19 protein-coding genes are annotated in these 22,384 nt (G+C 45.2%); 10 read left to right on the top strand and 9 right to left on the bottom strand.

Translation table 11 applies throughout. The features are described 5' to 3' along the window. Positions 1-44: 44 nt before the first annotated feature. A complete protein-coding gene (locus BLR32_RS32240; protein WP_089838543.1) occupies positions 45-812 on the bottom strand; it encodes an SGNH/GDSL hydrolase family protein in 768 nt (255 codons plus the stop codon). A gap of 825 nt (positions 813-1,637) precedes the next feature. On the opposite strand from BLR32_RS32240, the gene BLR32_RS32235 reads away from it, so the two are divergent. Then, positions 1,638-2,303 (top strand): response regulator transcription factor, encoded by a 666-nt coding sequence (locus tag BLR32_RS32235; RefSeq protein WP_089838541.1) that lies wholly within the window; start codon positions 1,638-1,640, stop codon positions 2,301-2,303. Positions 2,304-2,396: 93 nt separating this feature from the next. Here BLR32_RS32235 and BLR32_RS32230 read toward each other — a convergent pair whose 3' ends face one another. Together BLR32_RS32230 and BLR32_RS32225 are read right to left on the bottom strand one after the other, a co-directional pair. Beyond that, positions 2,397-3,611 carry a FecR family protein gene (locus BLR32_RS32230; protein ID WP_089838539.1) on the bottom strand — a complete coding sequence of 405 codons (1,215 nt, stop codon included), beginning with the start codon at positions 3,609-3,611 and terminating at the stop codon, positions 2,397-2,399. Between the two features lie 231 nt (positions 3,612-3,842). Next, the gene (locus BLR32_RS32225; RefSeq protein WP_089838537.1) at positions 3,843-6,125 is read right to left on the bottom strand and encodes a GH92 family glycosyl hydrolase; all 2,283 of its coding nucleotides are present in this window, start codon (positions 6,123-6,125) and stop codon (positions 3,843-3,845) included. A gap of 472 nt (positions 6,126-6,597) precedes the next feature. On the opposite strand from BLR32_RS32225, the gene BLR32_RS32220 reads away from it, so the two are divergent. The 3 genes from BLR32_RS32220 to BLR32_RS32210 are packed head-to-tail and all read left to right on the top strand — an operon-like array spanning position 6,598 to position 10,676. Further along, positions 6,598-9,639 (top strand): OmpA family protein, encoded by a 3,042-nt coding sequence (locus tag BLR32_RS32220; RefSeq protein ID WP_089838535.1) that lies wholly within the window; start codon positions 6,598-6,600, stop codon positions 9,637-9,639. 2 nt (positions 9,640-9,641) lie between these two features. Beyond that, complete coding sequence (locus BLR32_RS32215) at positions 9,642-10,202, top strand: T9SS type A sorting domain-containing protein (protein ID WP_089838533.1); 561 nt, start codon at positions 9,642-9,644, stop codon at positions 10,200-10,202. Positions 10,203-10,214: 12 nt separating this feature from the next. Beyond that, positions 10,215-10,676 carry a VOC family protein gene (locus tag BLR32_RS32210; RefSeq protein WP_245705578.1) on the top strand — a complete coding sequence of 154 codons (462 nt, stop codon included), beginning with the start codon at positions 10,215-10,217 and terminating at the stop codon, positions 10,674-10,676. On the opposite strand, the gene BLR32_RS32205 is transcribed toward BLR32_RS32210, so the two are convergent. Continuing rightward, positions 10,657-11,766: a mechanosensitive ion channel family protein gene (locus tag BLR32_RS32205; protein ID WP_089838647.1), complete on the bottom strand. Its 1,110-nt coding sequence runs from the start codon at positions 11,764-11,766 to the stop codon at positions 10,657-10,659. The genes BLR32_RS32210 and BLR32_RS32205 overlap by 20 nt on opposite strands. Positions 11,767-11,877: 111 nt before the next feature. Between BLR32_RS32205 and BLR32_RS32200 the strand changes: the two genes are divergently transcribed. The 5 genes from BLR32_RS32200 (at position 11,878) to BLR32_RS32180 (ending at position 17,552) form a co-directional block, all read left to right on the top strand. Further along, positions 11,878-13,206 carry a DEAD/DEAH box helicase gene (locus BLR32_RS32200; protein WP_089838530.1) on the top strand — a complete coding sequence of 443 codons (1,329 nt, stop codon included), beginning with the start codon at positions 11,878-11,880 and terminating at the stop codon, positions 13,204-13,206. A 240-nt stretch (positions 13,207-13,446) separates the two neighbouring features. Next, complete coding sequence (locus BLR32_RS32195; protein WP_176842506.1) at positions 13,447-13,935, top strand: response regulator; 489 nt, start codon at positions 13,447-13,449, stop codon at positions 13,933-13,935. Positions 13,936-14,026: 91 nt separating this feature from the next. Continuing rightward, complete coding sequence (locus BLR32_RS32190; protein ID WP_089838526.1) at positions 14,027-15,202, top strand: glycosyltransferase; 1,176 nt, start codon at positions 14,027-14,029, stop codon at positions 15,200-15,202. A gap of 610 nt (positions 15,203-15,812) precedes the next feature. Further along, positions 15,813-17,171 carry a sigma-54-dependent transcriptional regulator gene (locus BLR32_RS32185; protein WP_089838525.1) on the top strand — a complete coding sequence of 453 codons (1,359 nt, stop codon included), beginning with the start codon at positions 15,813-15,815 and terminating at the stop codon, positions 17,169-17,171. A gap of 18 nt (positions 17,172-17,189) precedes the next feature. Next, positions 17,190-17,552, top strand: a complete 363-nt coding sequence (locus BLR32_RS32180; RefSeq protein WP_143011668.1) for a hypothetical protein — start codon at positions 17,190-17,192, stop codon at positions 17,550-17,552. A 66-nt stretch (positions 17,553-17,618) separates the two neighbouring features. Here BLR32_RS32180 and BLR32_RS32175 read toward each other — a convergent pair whose 3' ends face one another. The 5 genes from BLR32_RS32175 to BLR32_RS32155 all read right to left on the bottom strand — a co-directional run bounded on the left by BLR32_RS32175 (position 17,619) and on the right by BLR32_RS32155 (position 20,568). After that, the gene (locus BLR32_RS32175; RefSeq protein WP_089838520.1) at positions 17,619-18,080 is read right to left on the bottom strand and encodes a PA2169 family four-helix-bundle protein; all 462 of its coding nucleotides are present in this window, start codon (positions 18,078-18,080) and stop codon (positions 17,619-17,621) included. Positions 18,081-18,243: 163 nt separating this feature from the next. Further along, entirely contained in the window at positions 18,244-18,642 is a 399-nt protein-coding gene (locus BLR32_RS32170; protein ID WP_245705577.1) for a nuclear transport factor 2 family protein, read from the bottom strand. 86 nt (positions 18,643-18,728) lie between these two features. Next, positions 18,729-19,601 (bottom strand): class I SAM-dependent methyltransferase, encoded by an 873-nt coding sequence (locus BLR32_RS32165; RefSeq protein ID WP_089838518.1) that lies wholly within the window; start codon positions 19,599-19,601, stop codon positions 18,729-18,731. Positions 19,602-19,715: 114 nt separating this feature from the next. Further along, positions 19,716-19,982: a hypothetical protein gene (locus BLR32_RS32160; protein WP_089838516.1), complete on the bottom strand. Its 267-nt coding sequence runs from the start codon at positions 19,980-19,982 to the stop codon at positions 19,716-19,718. Between the two features lie 82 nt (positions 19,983-20,064). After that, complete coding sequence (locus BLR32_RS32155) at positions 20,065-20,568, bottom strand: DUF4251 domain-containing protein (protein WP_089838643.1); 504 nt, start codon at positions 20,566-20,568, stop codon at positions 20,065-20,067. A gap of 151 nt (positions 20,569-20,719) precedes the next feature. Between BLR32_RS32155 and BLR32_RS32150 the strand changes: the two genes are divergently transcribed. Continuing rightward, positions 20,720-22,054, top strand: a complete 1,335-nt coding sequence (locus tag BLR32_RS32150) for a sensor histidine kinase (RefSeq protein WP_089838514.1) — start codon at positions 20,720-20,722, stop codon at positions 22,052-22,054. Positions 22,055-22,384 lie beyond the last annotated feature (330 nt).

Here is a 22,384-nt window from a genome sequence, read left to right as displayed (position 1 = left end):
GCCGCGGATCATCCCCGCGGCTTTTTTATACTAACCCAAACTGATTACTTCTTGATCGTATCCATCCAGGAAGCTGCCATCAGCGAAGCTCCGGCTATAGCAGGATGTACCCCGTCTCCTGTCCAGTAAGAGCCTGGTGCAGACTGCTGCGCCTTATCGTAAATAGCCTGGTATGGAATGAAGACCGCATCAAATTTCGTTGCAATTTCACGGGCTGCCACACGATATTCATTGAATGCAGGAAACCATTTATCATCCACCGCTTTCACACCATTTACGGCAAAGGGTTCACCAATGATCAGTTGCACCTCTGGCAATTGCTGTTTGGTACGATCCAGCAAAGCATTAAAATCATCACGGTAAGTTTTGATAGTACCTTTATAATTACCGTTCAGGGTATGCCAGAAGTCATTTACACCGATGAGGATGCTCAGCACATCTGGTTTTATCTGCAGACAGTCTGTATCCCATCTTTCAGCCAGCTGGTATACCTTATTACCGCTGATCCCCTTGTTATAGATCTTCAGATTTTTGTCGGGAAATTCTCTCAGCAAAGCCGCAGCGGCGAGATAAGCATAACCGTTGCCTAATGCGCTGGTGTTGTTCGCTTCACTCTGGTCCCGTTTACGTCCTGCATCTGTGATAGAGTCTCCCTGAAAGAGGATTACTGCATCCTTTTTCAATGTTACTTTTTTGGCTTTCATTTCACCTGTAGCTGCCGTTACGATATTGGGAAGACTAATAGCGGCCAGACTGCCAAGTGATAGGTTCCGGATAAAATTTCTCCGGTTAGAATTAGGTTGTTGTTCCATGGAATTATGATAGTTAAGTATGCACGTTGCGGTTATACCACGCAAATGGCGAAACCTGTAAGGGAATAAAGCTAATGAATTATGGGAATAAAAGAAAGATGCCGCCCAGGAATGAGCGGCAATTTAGTTATCTATCCTATGAAAACCTGTGTTTAAAAAATCTTTCGCATTTGCCTGGTATACAATCTCATAATCAGCATACCAGGCTTGCGAAACCATGTGGCTTTATTATGGATATGGATATGGCAGAATAAATATGATCAGATATGTCGATTAAACATATAAATATTATAACCTATTGATATTAATTTTTACTTCAAATGCAGTTAAAGCTAAATGATTTATGCATTTCTTATGTAAAGATGTACAATTGTTGCTGCCAATTTCGTAAATTTCAGGAGCCAATATAGAAAATGAGTAAGGACACACATATTTCTAGGTGCTAACACTTATTTTAAAGAAGCACAGCGGTCCTGGCAGTAAAAGGCCCCAATATTTGACGCATATTTACGCCCAGCTCGCTGCCTGACTGTTTTTACCCGCCAATCTTCCCTGGAAAACCTCATTAAAAGTAATCCTGTATTGTCCGGTTTACATTGCTGCTGACTGTACGGATGTGAATTGTTCATCGATTAATTAAAAAGACTTATTTGAAGAGAAAAATTAATACGCGACCTATAACTATGCGGATAGAATCTTTGCCTACTGCCAATTTCAGCGGCGGTTATACGTTTAATAGAAAACAATCATCCGAATGTCCGGCAAACAGGTGTAAAAACGAAAGCACTAACGGGGACGAACAAACTACCTCAAACTAGTTAGCCAATGAAAGAGCCAATTTATAGAATACTCGTTATTGAAGAGGATGCTGCTTTAATAAAAAAGATTCAACAGTTATTAACCCTGCAGCATTACGACGTCTACACTTCCACTACTCCGGAAGAGGGCATTTATATCTGTCGGCAGTACAAACCCGATCTTGTTGTATGCGGTGTAAGACTGCGTGGCGGAAGCGGGTATCATTTTCTGATGGAACTGCGGAACGACCCATCCCTTCAGCATATTCCCCTTATCTTCATCAGCGGCAAGGAAGGAAAAGAAGACATGCGCATGGGGATGAATCTCGGCGCGGACGACTTCCTTTCAAAGCCTTTTAAGAGTAAGGAATTGTTGCTGAGTGTTAAATCCCGGCTGACCCGGTTTACGATCTTTAATGTACAGCAGAGAGAGAAAAAGCATACGACCATTGTTTCTATGCCCGTTATTCCTCCTGAGGTCCATCATAAACTAAGTAAAACGGAATTCAGGGTGATGCAGATGATTGCAGAAGGGATGAGCACGAAAGAGATTGCACAGACGCTTAATATCAGTATTAAAACTGTCGAGAATCACAGGCATAATATCTCCAAAAAGCTGAATCTTACAGGGCATAATTCATTGATAAAATATGCTATCAAACACCTTACGCAGCAATACAAAATATTATCGTAGACGTTCCCCGGGTTGTCGTCCCGAGGCCACAAACATATGGACTGCTGACGGAGTCCTGTTATCGTTAGTTAATGGTGTTTTGATATAGGTAATTCATTTCAGATGCAGGGCACCGCTCTGGTCGTAGCTGTAATGGATGTCGCCGATCAGTTCCAGGGTTTCCAGGAAGTAATCCAGGCGTTGCAGCTTTTCAAGTCCTCCGGTAAACTTTTTACCGGCCAGCGCCTTATTGTCAAAAATAACCTTCACACCATACCAGCGTTCCAGCACTTCGGCAATCTCCATCAGAGAGGTGTTATGGAATACATATACCCCTTTCATCCAGGCCAGCACTTCACTCTCATCGAATGAGTGTACATCATAGCCCCGGTCTGTCTTGTAAACGGCCTCCTGCCCTGCCCGCAGATGTACTTCTTTGCCATCCGCCCTGGCAACAACCGAGCCGCTCACCAGCGAGGTTCTCGTAAGACCATCGTTATAAGCGTTAACGTTAAAAGACGTACCCAGTACCTCGATATCCGTTTGCTCGGTATGTACAATAAATGGTTTGGACTCATTTTTTGTTACCTGGAAATAGGCCTCTCCATCCAGGTATACCTCCCGCTTATCGCCTGAGAAACTAAATGGGAAACGCAATCTGGAAGTAGCGTTCAGCCATACTTCCGTACCGTCTGACAACAACAGTTTATAATCCATTTTTGGGGGTACTGTGAGCGTATTAAAGCCATTTCCCATGGCAGTACCACCCGTAAATTGCAGTTTCTTTGCGCCAGCGCTGAGCTGTACATCGCCAGCCTTGATATCCTGTTTTTCCTGGTTATAAGGCAGCGCAATAGTCTCTCCTCCTGCCAGCTGTAACTGCAGACCGTTAATCGGAGCTGGAGGGGTTGTTACTACTGTCGGCGCTTGCTCCGCCTTGCGGTGTATATTTTTCCATATCAGGCTGATGCCCACCATGGCAACAATTACTACTGCAGCAGCAAACAGCCATTTCCTGATACTGAGGATCCCGGTATGTTTAACGGTCAATTCACTCCTTACAGCGCTCCAGGCGTTCGTTACATCTATCTGCTGCCAGAATTTCTCTTCCCCCGGCAATGAAAAACTATGCTTCAATGCCCTCCACATTAATTCAACATCCTCATGACCGTTAATTAACGCTGATACATACTGATCGTCAGATTCGTTAATCGTGCCATTACGCTTCTTCAGCAACAACTGGTAAATGTGTTCGTGATTTTCACTCATCATTCTTAACTGTTCATTTTTTATGATAGATGGCTCCGCACGTGGGCAATGCAGGTTCATTCACTGCAATCTATTGCATGAAGCTACGCACATCCGTTCATTAAAACTGTTAATTGCCAGTTAACGCATTTGCTAACAAATTGTTATGAGGGCGTGAGGGTAAACGATTGCGCAGGAAACGGCGCCGCAGCCCATTAGATTTTTTATGCATCTGTAAACAGACTATAATATAAAGAAAAATGGCTGCTCCGTACTTTACAGAGCAGCCATTTGCCTCATATCTTTATATGATCAATACTTTGAATCCGGACGGTTAGCCGCCAGTTTTCCGAAGTCAGAAGGCTTGTTGCCCATTGTGATCTTCAGTGCTCCTCCTTTCAGGATATCAGCGTGACGGATATAACTGTTGTTATACGGTTTGCCATTCAGGGTTACCTGCTGAATGTAGATATTCTCAGCGCTGTTATTGACAGTTTCTACGGTGAACGTCTTACCACCCTGTAATTTCAGGCTGGCTTTTTCGAACAGCGGACTACCAAACACGTAAATGCCTTTGGCTGGATTTACCGGATAGAAGCCCAGGGAAGAGAATACATACCAGGAAGACATCGCACCAACATCCTCGTTACCAGCCAGGCCTTCAGGCGTTTTGGTATAGAAGTCCTTCATTACCTGTCTCACCTTTTCAGCTGTCTTCCATTGATTGCCGGAATAAGCATACATGTAGGTCACGTGATGGCTTGGCTCATTACCGTGTGCATACATACCAATCAGACCTGAGATATCATTAGAAGCCTGGGCGCCCATATCGCCTTTTGCTACGAACAGGCTATCCAGTTTCTTTGTGAAAGCGTCATCACCGCCCATCAGGCTGATCAAACCTTCTACATCCTGTGGTACCAGCCAGGTATACTGCCAGCCGTTACCTTCAGTGAAGTCGCCTTTCTCGTGGATAGAGTTGAAAGGATCATAAGGCGTTTTGAAGCTGCCATCGTCCATTCTCGGGCGAACGAACTTAATGGTGCTGTCGAAGTAGTTCTTATAATAACCTGCTCTTTTTGAATAATATTCAAAATCGGCGGTACGGCCCAGTTTCTTTGCTACGGCAGCAATACACCAGTCGTCTATTGCGTATTCCATCGCTTTGGATACAGACTCATATTCCTTATCAGCCGGAATGTATCCTTTTGCCTTGATATCTTTCATACCCAGATCATCTCTCATAGAAGATGCTTTCATGGCTTCAAAGGCAGCATTGATATCGAAACCTTTGTATCCTTTCAGATAAGCGTCTGCTATCACCGGTACTGCGTGATAACCCACCATACAGTTTGTCTCGCTACCCATGAGTGGCCAGATAGGCAGTTTGCCCTGCTGTTTGTAGATGGTCACCATAGAGTTTACAAAGCTGTTTACCCTTTCAGGCTGTGTCAGTGTATACAAAGGAGCGCAGGAACGATAAATATCCCAGAGGGAGAAAACGGTATAGTTGTCAAAACCCGGATTGCTGTACACCTTCTTATCAGTACCACGGTAAGCGCGGTTATGATCGTTGAAGAGCGCAGGTCCTATCATGGTATGATACAAAGCTGTATAGAAGATACTCCTGTTGGTTACATCTTTGGTATCCAGCTGTATTTTGGACAGTTCCTTATTCCACTTTGCGCTGGCAGCTTTCACGGTACCTGCAAAATCCCAGGACGGGATCTCGCTGTTGATATTTGCCAGGGCATTCTCACTGCTAACCGGGGAAATACCCACTTTCAGCATTGCCTGCGCCGGCGCTTTATCAAAGGAGATCACCCCCTTGATATTCTTGCCTTTACCCTCGGTACCCACCAGTTTCTCATCGCCATTGAACACCTGGAAATCTTTCAGGGGTACACTGCTGCGGATAGCAAACCAGAGGCGCTGGTCTTCTGCCCAGCCTTTGGAAAGACGGTAACCAACTAGGGTATAATCATCTTTCTTCTGGATAAAGGTTTCAACCGGAGCATCCCAGCCGATGCCTTCTTTCAGGTCTATAATGATATGACCTTCTTCGCCTTGCGGGAAAGTATATTTATGAAAACCAACCCTTTCGGAAGCGGTTAGCTCTACTTTAATATTATAATCTTCCAACTGTACAGCGTAATACCCTGGTTTAGCTGTTTCGTGCGCATGCGTATAATGGGAACCATATCCACTGGTAGGGTCCTCCTGGCTGCCGTGGTTCGTTCTGATCTTACCGGTATAAGGCATGATCAGTACATCTCCCAGGTCGCCGATACCGGTGCCGCTCAGGTGCGTCTGCGGAAAACCGATCACCACACTGTCCGAATAATGGTATCCGGAGCACCAGTCCCACCCTTTAACAATGTTAGTAGGTCCTACCTGTACAGCACCGAATGGTACACTCGCTCCCACAAATACGTGACCATGACCACCCGAACCAATGTAGGGATCTACATATTCTACCGGCTTAAAGTCTTTTGCTGCGGTGAAAGCTGTTTTTTTCTCTTGTCCCTTTACCTGCATGCCCGCTAATAATAGTGAAGCAGCCAGCATAGGATAATGCTTAAGTCCCAATTGCATATCTCAATATTCCTTTAGACAGGCAATATACGGAGGGGAACGGAGAAAACGAAAGACGGGCTTGAAGATCTCATACCCATGAAAATAATTTGCAATGAATTATCTCCTGTAACTGGCGAAATTATGTTCTATAAGACTATCTTTTTAAATATGGTAACACGTTTTGGGGAAGCAGGCAGAATTGAGTATAAGCACCGAAAAAGCATCAAACTGCTTTACATTGATAATCAAGTAATAACCCACTCTTACTTCAAGTGTTCTTTCAGTTCATATACCACGAAAGTTGTAAAAATATGAGTAGAAATGAGTATAACCCCTTCATTTCTACATCCAACGTGTAGCAGGTTTGTGTAAACAATACATTAAAATAAGAATAAATAGAATATTAATCATATCTTTACTTTATTTATAATATAATATATAATGTAATATTATATACTTATAGCCTTATTACTGTTATAACTTGTATGAGATGAAAGCAATTTTACTCATTGTATTTATTCCCATTTTCGTCTGTTTGAGCTTCTTCGCGAAAGCACAGCAAAGTGGTTTATGGGGTATCAACTACCAGGCTATTGCCAGGGAAAACCCAAAAGGAGCTGTAATTGCGTTACAAACAGTACGTATAAAATTCAGCATCCTTGACGGTGGTCCTGACGCCAATCCGATATACACGGAAATACATGACGTCCTTACCAACAGTCAAGGCCTCTTCACCGCGGTGATAGGTGGCGGTACTCCTGAGATCGGGGACTTCAAAAACATTCCCTGGAGCAAGGGTAATCAGTACCTGAGAGTGGATATGGCCATGGGTGGACAAAGTGCCTTCGTGCCTATGGGTGTAATGCCGTTCATGGCAGTGCCTTATGCACTCTATGCTGCGAACGGTGGCTCTGGCGGCGGAGGAAATGGTAGCACCAATGTAAGCATCGTATGGCTCGGTACACTCGCCACTCCACCGGCAACACCTTCAGCAGGACAGGCTTATTATAACAGTACAGACAAACGCTCCTATATTTACGATACTACTGGTGGTACTGCCAACTGGAACATCATGGCCCAGGACGGTTTGCCGGGTACCTCCCTCAGCTGGCTTGGCTCATTTACGTCTGCGCCTTCCAGTCCGGGATTAAACCAGGCCTATTACGACCTGACCGACCGGAAAGCATATATATATGATGGTTCTGCCTGGCAGGTTTTCTCTGAAAGCGGCCAGAATGGTGTTGGTACAGGTGTGAGCTGGCTCGGTTCTCTGACAACACCACCCGTCAGTCCGCTACTGAATCAGGCCTATTACAACACAGTAGACAAGAAATCTTATATCTATGATACTACTGGCGCTGGTAGCTGGCAGATCCTGACACAAGATGGTGTATCCGGTCTCTCCGGTACCTCTATCAGCTGGCTGGGCTCTCTGGCAACTCCTCCTGCCAGTCCTACATTAAACCAGGCCTATTACAATACAGCAGACAGAAAATCTTATATCTACGATACTACCGGCGCCGGTAGCTGGAATGTGCTGGCACAGGATGGTTCTACCGGTATTTCTATCAGCTGGCTCGGTACTTTAGCTGCACCTCCTGCCAGCGCGATAACAAACCAGGCATATTACAACAGCACCGACAGAAAAGCTTATATCTACGATACCACCGGCACCTGGCAGATACTGGCGCAGGACGGTACAGGATGGAACCTGTCAAACCTGGAATTCCAGGATAACGGATCCATCGGTCTGACTACAACGGCCAATACCGATACAGTAAAATCAGCAAACAGGGCATGGCTGGTCAGAGGTAACAAAGACACTAACCCCGCGCTCGATTTTATCGGTACAGTAGATGATAATCCATTTATTATAAAAGCAGGTGGTACTGCTCCTAACTTTGAAAGGCTCCGCACCTTCCCTGATAAACCAATGACCATCCTGAATGGGACTGACGATGCGGGTGCGCAGGTAGGTAAAGCAGTATTAACCGTATTTTCCAGTGAAGTGCCTACTGGTATTATTAATGGCGACCCTAATTACTCCAATGGTATCGTAGGGTATGCTAACAGCAGTACAGGTGCTGGTGTTGCAGGTTATAACTTTGGTAGCGGCCCTGGTATCAGAGGTGCTACTGCTTTCGGACCTGCGGTTCTCGGTACTGGTACTTCCCGCTATATACAGGGTGTAAAAGGTACTAACTCTTCCACCAACGGTGGTCTGGGTGTGGAAGGTACCACGAACTCTCCTTATAAACCTACTACAGAAGTAAGATCCGCTGGTGTAATGGGTTCATCCACGCATGCTTCCGGTTACGGTGTGGTAGGTATCGGTAACAACCTGAAACCTGACCTGTTCACCAATCCGCCTACCATCGGTGGTGGTATGATGGGTATTGGTACCCGCGCAGGCGTGGTTGGTTTTGGAACAACAGCTACCAACGGTATGGGTGTAGTAGGTGGTGGTAATAATGAGGTAGTGGTATATCCGATTGGTGGCGCCGGCGTAGCTGGTTCCGCAGGCGGATTGAACACCGGTGTAGGTGTACATGGATTTGCAAAAGGTAACGCAACTGATATTGACCGTTGGGGTGGTGTTTTCCAGTTTGGTACTGGTATCAGCTCCGTTCATGTATACGCTTACCTGGCAGGCGCCAATTCCTCCGGTATCTATGGTCTCATTTCCAACGGTACCAAATCAACTGTTGTAAAAGACAATGCTGGTGAAAACCGTCTCCTTTTCTGTACAGAAGCGCCTGAGGTGCTGTTTCAGGACTTCGGAACCGGTGAACTTCAGAATGGTGCTGCTCACATTGATCTGGAAGGCCTGCTTACAAAAGTGATCCGCGTAGACGCCAAACACCCGATGAAGGTGTTCATTCAGCTGGAAGGCGAATGTAATGGTGTGTATGTGACCAATAAATCAGCTAAAGGATTTGATGTAAAAGAATTACAGGGTGGTAAATCAAATGTTCCTTTCACCTGGCAGATCGTTGCATCCCGTGCGGATGAAGTACTGCCTGATGGAACAGTGCTCCCTTATTCAGACAGACGTTTCCCTGTAGGTCCTGGCCCATTACCGGTACAGGAAGCTTCTACAGCTGCAACTCCTGATGCTCCTGCGGCTAGCGCTAAACCAGTCCTCAAAACAGTAGATCTGAAAACAACAGAAAAAGAGGTTATCAATAAAGCATTTTCCAACCTTCAGTTTGCCAGTGCAAAAGCAGATATCGCAACAACGTCACTACCTTCCCTGGATAAAATGGCCAGCCTGCTGCAGGCGCACCCGGAATGGCAGTTAATGTTGAGCGGCCACACTGACAATGAAGGAACAGAAGCATTTAACCAGGCTTTATCAGAAAAAAGAAGTGAGGCTGTAAAACAATACCTGGTTAGCAAGGGTGTTACCGCAAACAGGATCACTACCAAAGGGTACGGACAAACGAAACCTCTCGCTGCCAACGACAGCAAAGCTGCCAAAGGAAAGAACAGAAGAGTGGAAATGGAAATCCTTACTGAAGAAAAACCTTGATAATGACCGTCATCAGAAAAATATTAACTACCAATATAGTGTGTGCGTCCCTCCTGGTTTCAGGAGCGGCGCACGCGCAATATATTGAAAGACAGGTAATCACCAGCACCAGTAAGAACGTCACTTATGAAGTTAGTGACACGTTTGAAGCAGGACTTGACCTGGATTGGTCAGTAGGTGATATCGCTGTAACCACCATTAAGTATCCGGATGTGGCTATTCTCACGCAGGGCTTTCTGCAACCCCCACTGCAAAATCTCCTGATCCTGAAAGATAATGACATGGTCCTGTATCCGAACCCCATCGCTACGACGCCAAAACTGACCATCGTTTACATGAGGGAGGATACCGTTTCCGTGAATAAGATTGATATCCGTATTATCAGCATTGGTGGAAACATGGTGTACGCGGAACAAGGGATCGTTCCTAATAACGCTCAAGGTACCAGGTTTGAGCGCCAGGTAGATGTGAGCCGTTTTAATCCAGGGGTCTACGTAGTAACACTGATCCTGAATACTGGTATTAAAGTGAGTAGAAAATTCATAAAATTCGATTCGCATTGATTATATTGGAGCATGAAAAAACGGATTCCACAATGCCTTTTACTGGTGGCTGTTATGATCATCTCCGGTATACCCACTTTCGCACAGCGGAAAAGCGCTATGTTAAATCATATAGCGCTTTATGTTTATAACCTTGAAAAAAGCACGGCTTTTTACAGGGACATTATCCAGATAGATACCATCCCCGAGCCTTTCCACGATGGCCGCCACACATGGTTCAAAGTAGCTGAACACAGCCATCTGCACATTATATCCGGAGCAAAGGAAATTGTAACCCACGACAAAAACTCGCACCTCTGCTTCAGTGTTCCCTCAGTAGAAGAATTTATGACCCGTCTGCGCCAGCATCACATTCCTTTTGAAAGCTGGAAAGGAGAAGCAGACAAGCCTACCCTCCGTGTGGACGGTGTGAAACAGATCTATTTCACCGATCCTGACGGTTACTGGGTAGAGATCAACGATGATCATACCTGATCTGATCATTGGTCAGCAAACGCTCCCCACCATCTTCAAGAATAGCGCGCTTTTTTGGTAGACAGTATGCATGATGCTCCTGGATAAAAGCAAGCATTTTCTCCCTGAGATAACAACGCAGGTCAAAAGCCTTACCCGAACTGTTGGCGCTGACCAGCATACGAACTTCTATGGTCTGCTCTGTAATGTTGGTGACCTGCATTACCTGTACCCGCTTGTCCCATAGCGGCTGATCCTTCAGCAAACGCTCAAATTCTGACCGTAAAGCATCAATTGGCGCCGTATAATCCAGGTAAAGGAACGCGGTGCCCAGTATCGCAGAACCGGTCCTTGTCCAGTTCTGGAAAGGCTTTTCTATGAAATAATTGATGGGCAGGATCAGCTTGCGCTGGTCCCAGATGCCGACCACCACATAAGTGAGCGTGATCTCTTCCACTCGGCCCCACTCTCCTTCCACTACCAGCACATCGTCAATACGGATGGGCTGCGTAAAAGCAATTTGCATCCCTGCCAGAAAATTGGACAGGGAACGCTGTGCGGCGAAACCAACAATGATACCGCCAACCCCGACGCCAGTCAGCAATCCCGCGCCAATCTTACGCAGATTATCAAAACTGAGCAGTACAGCACAAAACGTCAGTATCATGATCATACTGATGGCCAGTTTACGTACAAACTGCAGCTGGGTACGCATTTTCCGCTCCCGCAGATTGTCCTCTTTTTTGAGATCGTAGGTATGCGATATATAGTCCTCAAAAAACTTGACCAATCCTATCAGCATAAAGCCAAAAGAAACCATCAGGCCTATTTCTACTATCTTACTTAATAGTGCCATCGGCTTTCTGTGGAGCTCCATAAAGGGCAGTACGATATCCAGGATGAGCATGGGCAGAAAATAGCTGAGCGGCATTCCCAGGCGATTCAATACAGACCTGACAAATGAATAATCTGTCACCTTCCTGGAGGTGTATTTAAGAAAGATGGACACAAGATATTTGATGATCAGGCCACTGATCAGGGCTGCACATCCGAGTAAAATGTTCCATAAAAATGGCGGAAGATGGAGATCGCGCTGCAAATTTTCGATCATATCAGACGGGTTATTGGTATCCGGCTTTGCTGCAAAGAACATACCGTATGTGTCTGAGTACAATTCCGTATCTTTAACTAATATTTTTTTTGAATCAAAACCATCTAACATTTGTATTTCGACGAATTTGACCTGGATGATCGGGTTTTGGACGGAATAGATGCAATGGGATATACCACCGCGACGCCTGTTCAGGAAAAAGTTATCCCCCCGATTATTGCCGGGAAGGACATTCTGGCCTGCGCACAGACAGGTACTGGTAAAACCGCGGCGTTCCTGTTGCCTATATTGCACCGTTTAATCACCGAGTCCCACGAGACGCATAAGATCAACTCACTGATAATAGTACCGACCCGTGAACTGGCAGTACAGATTGCCCAGACACTGGAAGGTATGTCCTACTTTACTTCTGTCAGCTCTATTGCCGTATACGGCGGTAGCAACGGAGCATTATTCTCTGCAGAAAAGAAAGCACTGACTTCAGGGGTGGATATCGTGATCTGTACGCCTGGGCGTATGATCGCACATCTGAATATGGGCTATGTAAAACTGGATGCTGTGAAGTACCTGGTACTGGACGAGGCAGACCGTATGCTGGACATGGGTTTTAATGACGATATCATCAAGATTACGTCCTTTCTGCCCAAGCAAAGGCAGAACCTCCTGTTTTCGGCTACCATGCCCGACAAGATCCGTAAACTGGCCCTCAAGATCCTGCATCAGCCGGAAGAGATCAATATCGCGATCTCCAAACCGCCTGACAAGATCGTACAGGAGGCTTTCGTAGTTTTCGAAGACCAGAAGATCGCGTTGATGAAACATGTTCTGTCACAGAAACAGTTCGGCAGCATCATTATCTTCTGTTCCCGTAAGCAGAACGTAAAACAGCTCTGCCATGAGCTCAAAAGAGCCCGTTTTTCCGTGGAAGAGATCCACTCCGACCTGGAGCAGGAAAAAAGGGAACAGGTACTCATGGACTTTAAAAACAAGAAACTGAAAATGCTGGTAGCCACGGATATTCTGAGCCGTGGTATCGACATTGAGGATATCGACCTGGTGATCAACTACGACGTGCCAAACGATGCGGAGGATTATATTCACCGTATCGGACGTACTGCCCGGGCGGCCACAGATGGTACCGCATACACCGTTGTAAGTGAAAAGGAACAAAGGAAATTTGCCCGGATCGAAGAAGTACTGGGAAAACCTGTAGTCAAGGCTACCGTTCCCCCAGATTTGGGCCCGGTACCGGAATACACGCCTAAGTCCGGCCGTTCCGGTGGAGGTCGCCCTCACGGTAAAAAGCGCCCTGGTGGTAGTGGTAACCGTAATCACAAACCATCCGGTCATAATAACCGGGGCGGTGGCGGACATCCGCAGCAACACCGCAGTAAGAGCGGCAACAGCCAGCATAGCGGTAATAATCAGCCTAAGCCATAGCAGTGCATCCCCACTTCTGACGCCGAAAAGTAAATACATATCCATATTATCTGAAACGTTCTGCCTGTCGCGGAACGTTTTTTTTATGAGCCTGCCCCATTTTTCCATTTTTTGGAATTTTTTCCTGCAAATGGACGTTTCTCGTCCTGTGCCAATTCTGAAGTCAGCCACCATAGCGGCTTTGGCACGATTCCGCAATCTGGCATCCAAATGGATTCTACTATATCAAACAACGAAACAATGGCTAACAAATTCGACAGTAAGATATACGTGGTAGATGATGATCCATTCTGTCTCGCCGCATACGATAAGCACCTCAGGGCACAGGGATATGAAAATGTGACTTGCTTCTTATCGGGTACAGACTTTCTGTTGCAACTGTCAGACGAGCCGGATATTGTACTGTTGGACCATGACCTGGGAGATATGACCGGACTGGACTTGTTAAAGGATATCAAACGATTCAACTCCGACATCTTCGTGATCTTCGCCAGCTCCCGTCAGCAACCGGAAATCGCAACAGAATCACTCAAGAACGGTGCGTTTGACTACATTATTAAAGACGACAGTGTATTGGAACATATAACAGCCACGCTTAACAAACTTTTTGTGGTACAGGATTATCTGAAGAAAAAACGCAGAAACAACAGGTTCTTCTTTTTCGTAGGATTGGTACTGGCATCCTGTTCACTGTTCAGCTATTTATACGACGTTCTGAGATCTTCATAATCTACGCCGCCTGCTATAGGCCCACAACTGTTAAAGAAGTGTCCTGTTTATCCCTATACCTTTTATCACCACAACTTTAACAACGCATATCATGAAAAAGATCATAGCAGTACATCTGCAAAACGACAGGAGCGGTAGCACACTGGTATTTCGCCAGTCACTGGAAACCTTGATAGAGAAAGGTCTGGAAGTGCATCTTATCACAAACCGTACTGGTGAAATGCCAGGGTTCCTTACAGGTGTCCCGGGTATACAGTACCACTACATAAATTATTCTGAACGGGGGAACAAATGGCGTCTATTCTTCAGCTTCCTGCTGGCGCAAGTGCTGATTTTCAGGAAGGTATTGAGTTTGTATGAACCGGAAGCGAAAGTGTATATTAATACCTTACTGCCTTTGGGAGCAGCATGGGCTGGCAGGCTGAAGAACGCGCCGATCACTTATCACATTCATGAAATGGCCGTACACGTACCATTTCTTCGCGGGCTACTGTATGAATCTGCGAAAAAACTGGCCACACAGGTGGTGTTCGGCTCTCGCTACTTACAGTCACAGATGACTTTCCCGAAAGCAGAGAAACATGTTGTACACAGTTGTCTGCCTCAGTCGTTCGTACAGGAAGCAGTGCTGCATTCCAATCATGGTTCCCGTAAAACGGTATTGATGGTGGCTTCTCTCGATGAAGAAAGCGGCCTGCGTGAACTGCTAGAACTAGCTACACTCATGCCAGCGACAAAGTTTGAACTGGTGATCAATGCCCACAAGAAACATATTGACGCGTACTTTGAACACTGCCAGATGCCCGACAATCTGATGATATACGGCACACAGATGAACCTGCATCCTTTCTACCAGCGTGCGGCTGTGGTACTGAATCTCTCTCATGTTGAGCACCATCATGATACGTTTGATATCAGCATTCTGCAGGCGATGAGTTACGGCAGACCAGTGATCGTACCACTGAGTGGAGGAGCAAATGAACTGGTAGCGCACGGATGGAACGGTTACCGTATCAGCGGCCATTATATCGACAAGGTACGCAAACATGTAGAGCAGCTGTTCCAGAACAAGCCTTTATATGCGGACATGAGCTGCGCTGCACAACTGGTAGCCTCTCAGTTTAAATCAGAATTTTTCAAGCAGCAGGTGGGAGACATCTTCCTGGAAGGAAATTACTTTACCGCCACCCGCAAGAAGGAACAACTGGCAGAAGTGCTGCTCTACCCCGCTGCTTTACAGGAATATATTGACAATTCGAGGAATTAACAATGGATATGGTGCAAATGTAGACTGAGACTAGTTCAGGAGTATTCAGGATTCCAGTTGACATTTTGTGTTGTTTGTGGACGTTCATCCCGGCCCCGGTGCAGGCGCAGCAAGTGAAACAGTGGGGCCAGGCGATGAATCAGAAGAAATTGAAACAGATTAAGGATGTGGATGTGATGCTTTGCCAGCTTTGAGAATGCGTCATCCCGGCCCCGGTGAAAATGGAAATGTGTCGCAGAGGGGCCAGGCGATGATAAACAGTAAAAAGATCTTTAAAAATATTGTGTTGAGTATGTGGACTGTCATCCCGGCCCCTCGTGTGGTTGCTGTTAGTGTGAGTTGGAGGGGCCAGGCGATGATCGTACAATGATGTTATTAGAGTGTGATCCCTTACCAGCTTTAAGAGTGCTTCATCAGGGCCCCGATGCAAATGGATTTGTGAGGCAGAGGGGCCTGTTGATGAAACCACAGGAACAGTGAACAATTACCTTGTTTTTTTGCTTGCCTACATAATCCCTATCGGGCCTCCGGCGTTATCTTTAAAAAGGTAGCTACGTGAGGCCTTTTTTGATGATGGGAAATTTTCCTAAATTAACAGAAAATTCCATGAATGCTCGATTTTAAGATTTTTATTGTAGAGGATGATAAGTGGTACGGAGGATTATTACAGCATTACCTTAGTCAAAACCCCGACTACGAAATAACCTTGATTGGCTCAGGCAAGGAATGCCTGGCGCAGTTGCACCGGAAACCAGATCTTGTGACCATCGACTTTGGGCTTCCTGATATGAACGGGGAAGAACTTTACAAAAAAATTAAACAGGCCCAGCCAAATCTCCCTGTTATCATTATCAGCGCTCAGGAGAGGATCACTACTGCAGTGGATCTGCTAAAAATGGGGGCAGAAGATTACCTGGTAAAAGATGATAATACCCAACAACTGTTGTGGAAGGCAATCATCCGCTTAAGGGAAAAGCTTTCTCTCAAGAATGAGATTTCCGAGCTCAAGGCCGAACTCAAGACCAAATACGACTATTCCCGGTCTATTATTGGTAATAGTCCTGCCCTGCAAAGCGTTTTCAAATTAATAGATAAAGCTGCCGGCTCACTTATCAATGTCTCCGTATCAGGCGAAACCGGTACCGGTAAGGAATTGGTGGCGCGGGCTGTCCATTATAATTCTGCCAGAAGCAGTCATCCTTTTGTGCCTGTAAATATGGCCGCTATTCCGAAGGAACTGGTGGAAAGCGAATTGTTCGGTTATGAAAAAGGCGCCTTTACCGGTGCACTGAATAAGAAGACCGGCCGTTTTGAAGAAGCGAATGGCGGTACCCTTTTCCTGGATGAGATCGGGGAAATGGATCTGAATATACAAAGCAAGCTGCTGCGCGTATTGCAGGAGAAGGAATTGACCCGCCTCGGAGGCACCAGCAAGATCAAACTGGACTTCAGGCTGGTAGTTGCCACTCACAAGAACCTTGCGGAGGAAGTAAAAAAGGGTAATTTCCGTGAAGACCTTTATTACCGTATCATTGGTCTTCCTATTACGCTCCCTCCCCTGCGTGAGCGCAAAGAAGATATCCTGCTGCTGACACAGCATTTCCTGACCGCTTACTGTAAGGAAAATAAAGTACCTGAAATAAAAGTGTCTCCCAGCGCGAGAGAAAAGCTGTTGGGTTACACCTATCCGGGAAACGTGCGCGAACTAAAGTCAGTAGTGGAACTGGCAGCGGTCATGTCAGAGAATAATCTCGTGGAACCTGAAGATATTACCTTCCTCTCAGGTAATAATCATGACGTGGATACTGTGTTGAATACGGAACTCACCTTAAGAGAATATACAAGGCTCATCATCCGCAATTACCTGAAAAGGTACGATGATAATGTGCTGCTTGTGGCGGAGAAACTGGATATTGGCAAATCCACCATTTATAAAATGTTACAGACAGGTGAAATAGAGGGCGCCTGACGATAGTATCAACCCATTATGCGACCGGAACATCAATTGTATACTTATACTTATTTATACAAGATAAGTAATACCAGTACGGCTTTCATTCAGAAAATGATCATGCTTTTCATCTCTTCACTGGATGAATATATTATTGAGCTGGCCACGCTGCAACAGCAGAAAAATCTTCCCGAACTTAAAAAAGTGATCCATAAAATGAAGCCCAGTGTGATGAACCTGGAGGTAAAAGGAGCAGCGGAGATTATTAAGTCACTTAATAGTACAACCTCCTGGAGTAATGACACCGATCGCCGTGTCAGCCAGTTAAGCGAGATATTTGCTGCTATCAAACCGTTGATGGAAAAAGACCTTACCTTGTTAAATACTGAAGAAGGATAAAATTAAAACGCAGAAGGCTGCCCGATAATTGAGCAGCCTTCCGCATTTATTCGCCCTATATACTGTTTATCTGTCTTTATTGGCATCCCGCAGCGCCTTGATCTGATCATGAGAAGCTTTCAGAGTAGCCTGTTGTTCGGTGATCATTTCACGCAGGTAAGCAGGCAGATCTTCATCTTCCAGCGCTGTTCTGTACGCACGTTGTGCTGCATCTTCACCGGCTTCACAATTAGCGAGTACTGTATGGCGATCATGCCCTGTAAACACGGCTTTCACATCCATCCAGGCGCGATATATCTTACCACTTGTAGTTGTAGAGTTATCCATATCACCACCCAGTACATTTACTTCTGTTCCCAATGCAAGACGGATCTCATGACTTTCGCTGATCATGGAAGAGAACAATGCCTTCAGATCTGAATCTTCCTGTTTTAACTCCCTCAACGCTTTTTCATATCCTTCTATACGGTCATTATTGATCTGGATAAGATCATTCAGTACCTCAATAGTTTCAACTGTAGCTTGCATAATAATAAGTTTTATTGGTTAACAGATAAGGCTGTTCATTGCCTCTGTATTACGCAATAAATCTCAAAAAATTATGCCACAGAGATTTCCCTCCTCACAGGCTTATATTCCCGTAGAAGTTGGAGTAATGTTCTCATCATTATGGGTAAATTTAAGGACGGCCTCAGGCGGGAACTTTGACTGCCTGCCTGGCAAGCAGTTTCCACTGACTGCCTTCTTTACTCCACACGAGTAATACATATAGCTTTACATGTCCAGCCACACCATTGTCATTAGTTTCTGCAGTAAGCGTATGTCTTACAATTGCAGTATTGCCGCTTATAGCAATCGTCTGATCAGAGAGATCTATGGAAACGAAATCAGATTTTCCGCTCACGATATTGGAAACAAAAGCGGTTTTGTCTTCTATTTTACCACCAGAGTGTCCGTAAGATAATTTCTCATTAGCTACTTTTTCCAGTGAAGCCTTGTCTGCATCTACCATGGCTTTTCTTAATAGTTCCACCTGTGAGGCGACGGCCTTTTCTTCTTTTGACTGTGCAAAGGAAATTGTTGACATCATGCAAAATGCTAGTAGTATGGAGTAAATTTTCATACACGTCAGTTATACAATAAAAATATAGAATAGAAATTTAAATACGGGCTTTATTATCGTTTTACGGCAAAGGCGACACGGTAGAATTCATATCCTTTTTCAGAACGTTCGGGTAGATAGTGATTACGGTATTCTCCGGCACTGTAATCTTCCAGCAGGTCCATATCAAAATTGTCCAGGTAACGCCTTGTAAGGAAAGGTTCCAGTCCAAAGGTCCAGTGTTCTTCGATCTGCTTCAGGTCTTCCAGTAGTTTTTCACCGCCGAAGAAAGCGGCGGGATATCGGATAATCTTTTCATCCACGTAGGTGAAGATCACATAACTGCCACGGGCAAACTGTTGCATGAAGGCAAAGGTAGCAGCAACGGCATCTGCAGTAAGATAATTCGTGACACCTTCCCAAATAAAAACGGTTGGCAATGTGCGGTCAATCTGCTGATCATTGGCCAGCTGATCAAGGCTGCGGTCATTGAAGTCGGTCTGGATGTATCGTACATTTTCCGGCATTCTTCCCAGGCTCCTCCTGACACGCTCCTGTTTTAATCTGGCGGTATCGGGATGGTCTATTTCAATCACGGGCAATGCGCGCAGGAAACCCAATCGCAGGGCGCGGGTATCGTATCCTGCCCCTAATATGATGACCTGTCTGACGCCATTACGCACGGCCTGTTGCAGCAGTTCATCAATATAGCGGGTACGTGCCACACCCGACGACAGCGCTCCCGGAATTCTCTTCCGGATAATGCCATAAACCAGGTTGCGGATAAAAGGGATAACAGATAATTGGGTAACGAATTTAAATCCTGCAGTAAGAAAAGAAACAGCATAAGGGTCAGTAAACAGTCTTTTTCCGGACGGACGGTTCGTCTCCAGTGCCCGGAACAGCGCCATATATTGGGCTGTACGACTGGCGGTATTTGCTTTCATAACGGGTGGATCTAGCGGTTTTTCTAAAGATAATAAAAAAAACTGCGGATAAAACTATCTGTAATAGTATTATCCGCAGTCAGTAAAATGTTTCCTGTTTAAGAGTGCTATCCGTTAACTTAAAGAATACTCATTATTCTTCATAAATGCTACAAACGCTTCCTGTGTCCATTGCTTGTAATCATCCAGGCGAATGCCCAGTTTTTCATCGCGCTGTATTTCCTTGACCTCACGGCTATCCCAATATCCTTTGGCCAAAGACTGCACATTGGCAGCTGTATCCTCTATCTGGACCCCATACTCTTCCGGGTAGCTTCTGTAGTTACCCATCGCCAACTCCTGGATTGCATGCTTAACGCCTTCTCTACTGTTCTTTGACATAGTTAAAATTTTTGGTTCACCTGATATAAAACAAGAACTATTCCTCTATGCCAGAATTGGAAAACGTTAGCGGAACTTTAACTTATCTTTTAGTTTTCTTTTCGGTGATATAGCCGTTGAAAGTAATAGGCTGCCTGTTGTTGCTGATAACCTGTAATGAAGCATATCCACTCTCTGAAATACTGAAAGACATTAACCTCGTATCCTGTGTATCGTGCGGTTTAATTACAATATCCCATCCTCCTTTCTTTCTGGCAGTCTGTGTATAATCAAATTTTGTAGAAGTAAACTGGATACCTCCCTTTGTCGGGTCCATTGGCGCATTATAGGCTCGGCCGAAATAAGGCAAATAGGTGATAACCGTGTCGGGAGAGATCCTCACGTCATAATCTGAGGTCAGCTGCCTGTTAGCTGTCGGACTGGTTGGCAGCACCGTTTGGGCCTTAAACACATAATTACGGGCTGTGACCATCTTTTCTATTGCCTGTTCCTTATTGTCCTGTTGCTTCTGTGCATATAATTGATTGGAAAACAACGCTATGAGTAATGTTATTACTGCTATACCCTTACATTGTACACTTCTCATAAAAAAGTAGTTTATTGTAGAATATGCTAAGATCATTCCATATTTTGTTATATAAAAGTTATAACATCTATGTGTTATAAATATTCGCTTTTAAACTATGAACTTTGCGTAACTTATCTATTATCAGCATTTAGACTATAAAAGCCAGCATTTGCATAAAATTGTACGTAAACTAGCCGACGTATGGGAAGAACTGGTAGGAGACCCTGCATCATTCTCATTTGAGAACCGGGCCTTTAATTCCATCAGCGTTGTGACAATGGTGCTGCTGACAGTCTTACTGCCCTTTAATATGCTACTAGGCCTCACGGCTGTATGGGTGATGGTTGCCACCCTGCTGGCATTACAGATCTTCTTTTTTTACCTTTCCCGTTACAGGCGTATTTATTATGCCAGTATGCTGGCTTATGTGATAGTCAGTTATATCACGCTGACTGCCACTTTTTACCTCAATTCCGGTAGCCATGGCCCTGCCCTGCTACTATTCTTCCTGACTTTTAACCTCCTGATCGCATTCAGTCCCCGCCGCAGACACTGGCTCTGGGCCCTCCTGCACCTGTTGATCCCAGTGGTGCTGCTGACCAAAGAATACTTTGATCCGGCATGGATAGCAGATAGTTACAGGGACGCTTCAAACAGGTATATTGACATTCTTTCGAGTTATATTGTCACCCTGACTTGTATTTACCTGATAACCAATTACCTGAGAAAGAACTACGAAAGGGAAAAACAGACTGCCGAAGAACGTGCCAACAAAATAGATACCCAGAATATCAATCTTGAACAGCTGAACCAGAAAAAGGACAAGCTGTTCTCCATTATTGCTCACGATCTTCAGAGTCCTCTTAATTCCATCATTACCACCCTCCACCTCATCGCAGAATATGACCTGGAGGAGGAAGAGAAGAAAATGCTGGGAGATGAACTGCTGACCCTGACGAAGAATACCTCCAACCTGCTGACCAACCTGCTCACATGGTCAAAACTGCAGATGGATGGCAAAGGTGTCAGGTTGTCATCAGAGAATGTCCATGAAGCTGTGGAAAGAGCTTTATCTATACAACGTATGCTGGCAGATAAAAAGTCTGTCAACATTACTTCCCACGTAGATCCAACCATCTATATCACGGCTGATCATAATATGTTGGAACTGGTAGTCCGCAACCTGATCAATAACGCTATTAAGTTCACCCCTACCGGCGGACAGGTCAGCATCGATCTGCAGATAAATGGCGGTACCTGTCATCTCATGATCGCTGACAATGGGATTGGCATTGACCCTAGCCAGCAGCAAGAGATTTTCTCTCTTAAAAGCCAGTCTACTTTCGGTACCAATAATGAAAAGGGAATCGGCCTGGGGCTTGTACTCTGTAAAGAACTGCTGGCTTTGCAGCAGGGAGAATTGTGGTTTGAGAGCGTTTTGGGTAAGGGTACTACTTTTTACGCCAGTTTTCCGCTTAGCCAGGTGAACAGCAACGCTAATTAAATTGCCCCGCCTGAGATATTTCCAACGTTAATTCCTGTTTTTTCCTGATTATACATTGGGCTGTTCGTCCTTCTAATGCAAAGTCAATATCTCCTTATGACTTGTATGTAACTTGCATATAACTTGTATCATCTTCCGATCGAATCGGAGGATTATCGGAAGACGATACAAGTTATATGCAAGTTTGATGCTGGTAATATCCTCGAAATATGGATCCGGATACCCTCCCGTTATAAGGTCCAAAAATGACCCACGATATCATGCTTTATCCATGCCTTTACTATGCCTTTGATATGCCTTTAACATGCCTTTAAGTTGGACCTGTGACAA

This window comes from Chitinophaga filiformis, from assembly GCF_900102545.1.
In the GTDB taxonomy this organism is placed as follows: domain Bacteria; phylum Bacteroidota; class Bacteroidia; order Chitinophagales; family Chitinophagaceae; genus Chitinophaga; species Chitinophaga filiformis.
The sequence above is the reverse complement of the archived record's forward strand: the minus strand, read 5'-3'. Positions and strand labels throughout refer to the sequence as shown.